Source organism: Chondromyces apiculatus DSM 436 (assembly GCF_000601485.1).
GTDB classification, from domain to species: Bacteria; Myxococcota_A; Polyangia; order Polyangiales; family Polyangiaceae; genus Chondromyces; species Chondromyces apiculatus.
The window spans coordinates 1-8,594 of record NZ_ASRX01000140.1; the positions used below are offsets into that span (position 1 = coordinate 1).

Consider the following 8,594-nt stretch of genomic DNA (forward strand, 5'->3'; position numbering starts at 1 on the left):
CCCGCGCCCGCGCCCGCCGCGTCGCGCCGCCCCGCCACCTCGCCCCGCGCCATGGCCACGAACCCCTCGTTCAGATCCGGACCGGGCGCCGCGCCTGCCGTCGGCTCCAGCACCGCCACGAGCCGCCGCTCCGCCGTCAGGTACTGCTGCGCCACCCGCCGCAGCGCCGCCGGCGCCATCGCCTGGTAGCTGGCCAGGTAGTGCTCCAGGAAATCGGCCCGCCCGTTCTGCGCCACGAACGAGGCGATCTGCACGGCGCGCCCGTGCACGTCCTCGGCCCTGTCCGCCGTGTGCCGGAGCAGATCGAACCGCGCTTGCCGCATCTCGGCCTCCGTCGCCTCCGACGCCTTCATCCGCTCCACCTCCTCCTCCAGCACGCGCTGCGCCTCCTCCACGCTCCGCCCCGGCGCGACCGCCGCGTACACCGAGAACGCGCTGGCGAGCTGGTTCGAGCGTTGCTGCGCGCCCACCCGCAGCAGCACCTTCGGCGTCCCCTTGAGCCGCTTGCCGAGCCGCGCCTCCAGCACGCTGGCCATCACGTCGCACACCACGTCATCGTCCGCGAGGAACTCCGGCGTCGGCCACGACACCACCACCACCGGCGCCTCGATGCCCGCCGCGATCCGCAGAGGCGCGCTCTGCTTCCGCGGCCCCGGCATCATCGGCGCGCGCTGCGGCGGCCGCGGCCCCGAGGGCAGCGTCTCGAAGTACCGCTTCACCAGCGCCCTCGCCTCCGCCGCCACGAAGTCCCCCGAGAGCACCAGGAACGCATTCGCGGGCTGGTAGTGGCGCTGCACGTGCGCCCGCACCTCGGCCTCGCGCGGAGGCATCTCCGAGAGCGACCGCGGCCCGTACGGGTGCCCCGCCCCGAAGAGCGCCTCCATCAGCTCGTCGTCGACCTTGCGCTTCTTCGGATCCCGCGCGACCTCCAGCAGCGCCGCGTGCTCCGCCTCCACCGCCCCCTGCGTGACCCCGTCCAGGAGGAACCCCATCCGGTCGCTCTCGAACCACAGCGCGAGCTCCAGCGCCTCCCTCGGCACCGCCTGGGTGACCAGGGTCCGATCCAGCTCGCCGGGGAACACCACCTGCCACGTGGGCGCCCCGACGGCCCCGAGGATGCTGGCCCTCTGCCCGCGCGCCACGTGCCGCGTCGACGCGTGCTCCAGGAGCCGCGCGACGATGGCCGTCATCCCCGGCGCCCCCGGGGGATCTTGCTGCCGCCCGGCGAGGTACACCACGGTGATCGCCACGGTGGGCGCGCCGTGATCCTCCTGGAGCACCACCCGCAGCCCGTTCGAGAGCGCGAACGTCTCCAGCGGCATCCGCACCCGAGGTCCGCCCGCCTCCTGCCCCGCAGCGCGCCTCGTCGGTGCAGCCGGCGCAGCCGGCGCTGCGGTCGTCGGAGTCCGCGCGCGCGAGGTGGGAGGTTCCTCGGCCCGGCCGACCCGATCCACCGTGAGCAACGCCAGCACGCCCGCGAGCAAGGCGGTGCAACCGAACGGTGAAGGAGCCATGGGGAGCAATGATATGCATGGCGCGGCCTCCTTGCGCGAGCAGAAGCTGACGAGGGGCGTTGGCCGTGCCCTTCTAGCGCGCTCGTTGCTCTCCACGTTCACGCCGCAGGCGTGCCTGCAACCACCGCGCTTCTCGCCTGAGCCTCTTCACTTCTGAGCTGGAAACCCTTCGAGCTTCCGGACCCGGCGCTCGACGGCTTGCTCGATTGCGAAGCAGAAAGGGCGAAGCCTGATCGAGTGTCCTTGGTCCAGATCGGTGGCATCCTTCTTGAGTTCTCGGAGCAGCTTCCGCGTTTCCTTCGGCGTGAGCCAACGCTTGCAGGGGTACAGGGCTCCGCGTATGGCGCGCTCGCGCAGCGCCACGAGTTCCCCGTCATTCAAGCCTAGCCGCGCGATCGTTTCCATCGCGGCGCCATCATCCGGAGCGGTCGGAGAGATCGTGCCATCTTGTTTGAAGGCGAACCGCTGGGTGCACTGGGGATCGAGCGGTGAAACGAAGAGGTCCTTCTCGCTGGGCTTCTTCGGGTCTTGCGAGGGCGATAGCGATGGCCAGTTGCCCTTCTTCCGTGCCCCGTAACGTGCCTCGAACTGCACGTTCGGGCGTGGCCAGCACGCGACGAGGTTTCCGTACTCTGTGTCCTGACCACGGACACAGTGCTCCTGTGGGTTCAGGTGTTCGATATGGAAATCAATGACGCGTTTGCGAGTCCTGTCGTCAACTCCGCGAGTTCACCCGTCGTTCCCTGGAGGAGGTCCGCGAGCTTCTCCAGAGAGCCTCGTGCGGCAGGTAGATCGTCACTGTCCATGGCCTCCTGAACCTCATGCTGGAGGTGCCTGGCCAGCTCCGTCTCGGAGGCGGCACCGATCACATGCTCCAGGATCCAGTTGGAGTCGGCCCCGAGCGCCACGGCGGGCTGCGTGATGCCGTCGGCTCCCAGCAGGCGTACCTCTTCACGCCTGACCTCACCGATGACCTGAGGAGAGTGTGTGGTACAGATGAACTGGATCGCCGGGAACGTGCTCTTCAAGTCGGTCGCGACGCGCCGCTGCCAGCGCGGATGAAGGTGCACGTCGAGTTCGTCGATGAGCACCACGCCAGGGGTGTCACGGAGCACGCGGGGGAGAGCCTGGTCTTCTGGACCTAGCTCTTCGGGGGGGAGCAAATGCGCGTTCTGAGTGACTGCCTTGATGGCGATGTCGGCGACCAGCGCGAGCATCATGCTTTGACCAGCGCTCAGATTGTCGAATGGCTGTGGCTGTCCCTCAATGGAGAGCACGATCTGATCGCGATCTGGGTCGAACCAGAGGTCATCTGCGCCCTCGGTGCAGCGGATGACGGCGCGGCGCACCGCTTCAAAGCCTGGACGCATGCGACCTTGGCGGCTCGCCGAGGCGGTGAGTTCGCGCCGGAACCACTGGTTCAGATCCGGCAGACGCACCCTCTCGTTGAAACAGTCGTAGAATGCAGCCCATCGCCGAGCCGGGCCACCCGAGGTACTGTCTCTCTTCTTGCGCTCGCTCGAGGGGAGCCATGCGCGGCCCGCTCCATAGTAAGCGAGTATCGGGCAGAGAATGTCTTCGCCGTCGCCATCGCGCTGGTAGATGTCGCGAATGATCTCCAGCGCCTGACCGGCATCCTTGCTGGTGGTTTTGCCTGTCTCTCCCAGCTTACGGGTCCAGACGACGCCGTCGTGTTCACCAATCCTTCCCGTGGCTCGAATCACCACGGGGATGCATTCGCGGAACTGGATGCGATCGCCTTTATGCAATGGCTCTAGCCGTATTTCGTTCTTGAGAATCTGGCGGCCGCTGCTTCTCACCTGCGCGTCAGGCGGATAGACCAGCCAGACACTCAAGCTCACAGCCAGTGCATCGAGGATGCTCGTCTTCCCGGAGCCGTTTTCTCCTACGAGGAGCGCGAACTGCGGATGAAGGTCCAGGACCGCCCGCTCGAACTTTTTGAAGTTCTGGATCTCCAGGCGATCGATTCTCATGGAATGTACGAGCCGTTCGAGGGGCTCGCGGGTAGCCGCCATATCCGCGTCGCATGGTAGGGCACAGTGGCTCCCACCGTACCTCGCCCCCGCGGCTCTGCGCCAGCTCCCCGCCCTGAGTCCGGCCTGCTCAGCCGAAAAGCGACCAGCGCCGCCGCGCGCGCCGCCGGCTCCGGGCCACCGCGTAACCCACGGAGAGCGCCACCACGCCCACCACCACCACCGGCGTCGCCGGGTGGCTGAGCACCTGCTTGCCGATCGCCAGCGCCTTCTTCAGCGTCTCCTCGACGGCCTCCTCGCGGCGCTCCAGCTCCGCCACCGCGTCGGTCAACCGCTCGCGCGTGGCCTCGGCCCGCGCTTCGAGCTGCTCGCGCCCTTCCTCAGCATGCCCCTCGCGCCCTTCCCCGGCGCGCCCCTCGCGTCCCTCTCCTTCACCACCCGGCGCACCACCCTGCGTGATCGCCTCGCCCCGCCCGCCGTCTCGCTCTTCGCTCACGTGATCTGCTCCTTGATCTGGTCGATGTCCGACTGGATCCGCTCCTTGATTTTCCCGAGTGGGTTCGTCGGCAACATCGCCACCCCCACCGCTCCACCTGCAGCGCCGAGCGTCACCATCCCGAGGCCCATGAGCACCGAGCGGCTCCGCTTCTTCCCACCCGCGAGCACCGCCGAGAGCAGCATGAGCTGGAGTCCCGACACCGCCGTGACCACCGCCGCGCCGAGCACGATGGCCGCCTTGGCCGACTTGCGGGCGGTCTGCTTCAGATCGTCCTTCGCCAGCTCCACCTCGGTCGAAGCCAGCTCGCCCGCTGCGCCGACCGCCTCCCGGAGCAGCTCTCCAGTGGGCGTTCTCGAATGCGTACCCTCGTCCATGGTTCCCCTTCTTCTGCTGGAATCCCCCGCCGCTGAGAGCCGGCACGAGCCCTCGACGCCTCCCATGGCATGCGCTTGCTGAAGGACGGTCACTAGCGGGGAGGCGCCCGAAAGCTCACCGGGAGGAGCCTGGTTCTCCCCGAGGGACGAGGCCGAAGGAGAAACCGGTCAGGTCGCGCCGGCTGTCATCCCCGGCACCTGGGGCGCTCACCGAAGAACCCCCGGATGCCCCGCGTCGCGCGTCGACAGTCGATGTCGTCCGCTTCTACACGCCCGAATGACGGCAGACCTGCCGCGACGCCGTCGCGCCTCCCTCTCACGTCGTGCACTATGGAGGCCGTGGGGGAGCCGTGCGCGAGAGACGGGACCCATGCAGCAGACGACCTTCGGCGCCCACATCGTTTCCTTCGAACCTCCGGATCTGATCCGCGTCGCCATCGTCGGCTCCCTCTCCCTCGCCGAGATGCGCGACATGGTCGCGTGGATCCGGGAGGTCCCCCGGGAGAAGGACTACCTGCTCGTCCTGACCGACGTGTCGCAGCTCGGCTTGATCCCCGCGGAGGTGCGCAAGGCCGCCCGCGTGGCGCTCAGCTTGCCTCTCCGGGGCGTCGCCTACACGGGCGCCGGCTTCACCCAGAAGGTGATGGTGCGCATGACCATGACCACCTTCCACCTCCTCGCCGAGATGCCCGATCACCCCTCCATCTTCTGCGCGTCCGAGGCCGAGGCGCTGGCCTGGCTGGAGCAGCGGCGCAGGCTGCTCGACGCCGGCGCGGCCAGCGCGGCCAGCGCAGCCAGCGCGGCCAGCGCAGCCAGCGCGGCCAGCGCGACTGGTGCCCGCCGCTGACCCTCTCGATGGCATGCATCGTGCTCATCCCTCGGTCTCCACCGCGGTGATGCGCTTCGTGACGCTTCCCCGGTCGGCACCCAGAAAGCGAGGGTTGCGATGAACGGTCGAGGCGTAACGCTGGGCATGATGGTGGCGGTCGTGAGCCTCCTCGGAGGAGCTTGCAGGACCGAGGACGACGAGCCCTGGACCCCTCCGGTGACCGAGGACGAGGAGACCCGAGGCAAGATGCAGGAGCCGGTGACCTGCGGAGGCATCGCCGGCATCCCGTGTCCCGGAAACGCCTCCTGCGTCGACGACTGGAGGGACGACTGCGCCCCGCCAACCGGCGCCGACTGCGGCGGCATCTGCGTGGACCAGAACGGCGACATGCTCCTCCAGGACAGCGACGGCACGGAGGGCAAGGGCGACACCTGCGGCAACGCCGTCTGCGGGGCAGGGGAGTACTGCTGCAACGCGAGCTGCAGCCTGTGCGTGCCCGAGGGGAACTCCTGCACGCAGCAGGTGTGCGAGGACCACAGCGTGCCCTGCGGCGGCAACACCTGCGGCGTGGGCGAGTACTGCTGCAACGAGAGCTGCGGGATCTGCGCCCCACTCGGCGGCGCCTGCACCCAGCAGGTGTGCACTGACGAGTAGCGGCGAGCCAGGCTGCGGCAAGGCGAGAAACCGTTGACGCTCTTGACGCTCTTGACGCTCAAGGCGCCCCGGGAGAGGCCGACAGCATGTCGTCGCCCCCGAGGTCGCCGAGCGCGCTGGTCAAGGCTGCCTTCCACGTGGAGCACCAGATCGAGACGTGGAGCTACCGTCTGCGCTCCCGCCTCAAGCTGGCGCAGCCCCCCTGCATCGTCCCCTACCGCGGTTACGGGACCACGCGCGCGTGCGTGATCAAGGCGCGCGTGCTCGAGGACCGGCACGGCCGCGCGACGGGCACCTCGTCGTCCATCAAGCAGCGCAGCCTGGTCGGGAGCGCCTGGGTGTCGTGGAAGCGCTACATGACGCTGGAGATCCCGGGCGCCCGGGTGATGGCGCGCTGGGGCGACCGCGTCTGGGAGGGCACCACCGACGAGGAAGGCTTCCTGGATCTCGCGGTGGAGCCCCCCGAGGGGACCACCTCGGGATGGCACGAGGTGGAGCTGTCCTTGCTCTCGCCAAAGTCTGGCCATGGCGTGTCCGTGAAGGCGCCGGTGCTGGTGGCAGGCCTCGACGCGGAACTCGGCATCATCAGCGACATCGACGACACCGTCATCGTCACCGAGGTGACCGACCTCCTCAAGCGCGCCTGGGCCCTGTTCCTCACCGACCACCGGACGCGCCTCCCCTTCGAGGGCGTCGATGCCTTCTACGCCGCCCTCCAGCAGGGCAGCACCGGCCACGCCGGCAACCCGATCTTCTACGTGTCGTCGAGCCCCTGGAACCTCTACGAGCACCTCGACGAGTTCCTGGCGCTGCACCGGATCCCCGCCGGTCCGCTTCTTCTCCGCGACTGGGGCCTGAGCCGCCACGGCATCGCTCCCGGCGGCGGCCACGGGCACAAGCTGGAGAAGATCCGGAGCATCCTCCGCGCCATGGAGCCCTTGCCATTCCTCCTGATCGGCGACAGCGGCCAGGAAGACGCGGAGCACTACCGCTCCATCGTGCGCGAGTTCCCCGGGCGCATCCGCGGGGTCTACATCCGCAACGTGCGGCACCGCGAGGGCCGCGACGCCGTGCTCGCCGCCATCGCGGAGGACATCCGCATGGCCGGCAGCCAGATGCAGTCCGTGGACGATACGGTGACCGCCGCCCGCCACGCCGCCGGCCAGGGCTGGATCCAGTGGAAGGAAGTGGCCGAGGTGCAGGCCCGCAAGGAAGAAGACGAGGCCGCGACCGGGGTGCTGGAGAGGGTGGACCCGGACCCCCAGTCCCCCTGAAGCCCGGCGGGGCGCTCCACCCGGCGGCGCCAGTCCAGCCGCCCGGGTGACGCTCCGTCAGCGCACCCTCTGTCCGCCGTCAGCTCACCAGCCATCCATCCAGTCAGGTGCGGAGAGCTCGATCCAGTCGGAGTTCCAGTAGTCGTAGAAGCCGTCGTCGAGGTCACGCCAGGCCTTGCGCGGCTTGACGCGATCTCCGTACTTGGTCTGGAAGAAGTTGCCCCAGTGCGGGCGGCTGCCGTCGATGTCGGTGAACCCGTACTCGTCGGAGAGGGTCCACGAGGCATACACGCGGCCATTCTTGGCGCGCACGTTCGGATCGGCCGCGAGCGCCGCGACGGCGCGCCCGACGAAGAAGGGCGTCTCCGAGGCGACGAAGTCCGGATGGGTGGCCGCTCCCTCCTTCCAGTTGGCCTCGGTGACGCCGAAGTTTTCGAGCATCTCCTCGGAGCGGAGAAAGCCTGGCGTGACCGCGACCGCGGAGACTCCGGTGTGCCGCAGCTCGCGCGCATAGAGGAAGGCGAGGCGGATGACGGTGGTCTTCACGAGGTCGTAATAGAGGTGCCCGCGGTAGGCGTAGGTGTCGCCGTCGGTGATCTCGACGATGAGGCTCTTCTCGCGCTCGCGGAGGAGAGGGACGGCGTGCTTGGCGGTGATGATGTGGGTGAAGATCGCCCGGTCGAGCATGGTGCGCCCAGTCTCGACGGAGAGCTGCCAGAAGGGTTTCTTGAACTCGGTGAGCGCATCTCCCCCCCAGATGTCGTTGACGAGGAGGTCGAGCTTGCCGTGATCCTTGCGGATGCGGGCGATGAGGGCTTCGACCTGGGGCTCGACGGAGTGGTCGACCTGCACGGGAATGCCGTGCCCACCGCGGGCGGTGACCATCTCCGCGGTCTCGTCGATGGTCTCGGGGCGGGTGCCGGTTGCCGGTTTGCCGCGGACGCTGCGGCCTGTGCAGTACACGGTGGCGCCTGCCTCGCCGAGCATGGTGGCGATGCCACGGCCAGCTCCGCGGGTGGCGCCGGCAACGAGGGCGATCTTTCCTTCGAGGGGTTTCGTCGTCATGAGAGGTCTCCTGGTGGGCGCCCGGTGGGCAGAGGGCAGAGGGCAGAGGTCGTCGAGGGATGAGAGGGATGAGAGGGATGAGAGGGACGAGAGGGACGAGAGGGACGAGAGGGGTATAGGGGGGGATTGTTGACACCTCCTGTCATGTTCGCGGCTGGGGCTGGGGAATGGGGAGCGCCGGGAGGGTGGGCCGGTCTGGCCGGCGCGGTGGGGGAGGGGCTCTCGGCGCCTGCGCTGCGGCGGGCGGTGCCGGCGGGAGGCCTCTCCTACGGGGCCGGCGCTGCGGCGGGCCTCAGGAGTGGCCCGCCTGCGCTCTGGCCCCTGCGGAGAGGCCTCCCGCCGGCACCGCCCTCCTCCGCTCCGGCGCCGAGCGCCCCTCCCCCGCCGCGCC

The 8,594-nt window shown here is 69.1% G+C and carries 9 protein-coding genes; 3 read left to right on the top strand and 6 right to left on the bottom strand.

What is annotated here, in order from left to right; all coding sequences use genetic code 11:
- The 5 genes from CAP_RS42810 to CAP_RS42830 all read right to left on the bottom strand — a co-directional run.
- Positions 1 to 1,514: M16 family metallopeptidase (locus CAP_RS42810; protein ID WP_156041681.1), on the bottom strand; the 1,514-nt coding region annotated here is incomplete at its 3' end.
- A 147-nt stretch (positions 1,515 to 1,661) separates the two neighbouring features.
- Positions 1,662 to 2,108, bottom strand: a complete 447-nt coding sequence (locus CAP_RS46865) for an HNH endonuclease family protein (protein ID WP_052376928.1) — start codon at positions 2,106 to 2,108, stop codon at positions 1,662 to 1,664.
- 74 nt (positions 2,109 to 2,182) lie between these two features.
- Complete coding sequence (locus CAP_RS42820; RefSeq protein ID WP_044252448.1) at positions 2,183 to 3,508, bottom strand: AAA family ATPase; 1,326 nt, start codon at positions 3,506 to 3,508, stop codon at positions 2,183 to 2,185.
- Between the two features lie 130 nt (positions 3,509 to 3,638).
- Positions 3,639 to 4,004 carry a hypothetical protein gene (locus tag CAP_RS42825; RefSeq protein ID WP_044252432.1) on the bottom strand — a complete coding sequence of 122 codons (366 nt, stop codon included), beginning with the start codon at positions 4,002 to 4,004 and terminating at the stop codon, positions 3,639 to 3,641.
- Positions 4,001 to 4,381, bottom strand: coding sequence for a phage holin family protein (locus tag CAP_RS42830; protein ID WP_044252435.1), 381 nt, complete (start codon positions 4,379 to 4,381; stop codon positions 4,001 to 4,003). The genes CAP_RS42825 and CAP_RS42830 overlap by 4 nt, the downstream gene beginning before the upstream one ends.
- Positions 4,382 to 4,751: 370 nt before the next feature.
- On the opposite strand from CAP_RS42830, the gene CAP_RS42835 reads away from it, so the two are divergent.
- From CAP_RS42835 to CAP_RS42845, 3 genes are all read left to right on the top strand, one after another.
- A complete protein-coding gene (locus tag CAP_RS42835) occupies positions 4,752 to 5,228 on the top strand; it encodes an STAS/SEC14 domain-containing protein (RefSeq protein ID WP_044252438.1) in 477 nt (158 codons plus the stop codon).
- Positions 5,229 to 5,354: 126 nt separating this feature from the next.
- Positions 5,355 to 5,864, top strand: a complete 510-nt coding sequence (locus CAP_RS42840; protein ID WP_044252440.1) for a hypothetical protein — start codon at positions 5,355 to 5,357, stop codon at positions 5,862 to 5,864.
- Between the two features lie 86 nt (positions 5,865 to 5,950).
- On the top strand, positions 5,951 to 7,138 hold the full coding sequence (locus CAP_RS42845) for an App1 family protein phosphatidate phosphatase (protein WP_081865849.1): 1,188 nt from the start codon (positions 5,951 to 5,953) through the stop codon (positions 7,136 to 7,138).
- An 84-nt stretch (positions 7,139 to 7,222) separates the two neighbouring features.
- Here the strand turns inward: CAP_RS42845 and CAP_RS42850 are convergent, their stop codons facing one another.
- Entirely contained in the window at positions 7,223 to 8,203 is a 981-nt protein-coding gene (locus tag CAP_RS42850; RefSeq protein WP_044252442.1) for an SDR family oxidoreductase, read from the bottom strand.
- Between the last annotated feature and the right edge of the window lie 391 nt (positions 8,204 to 8,594).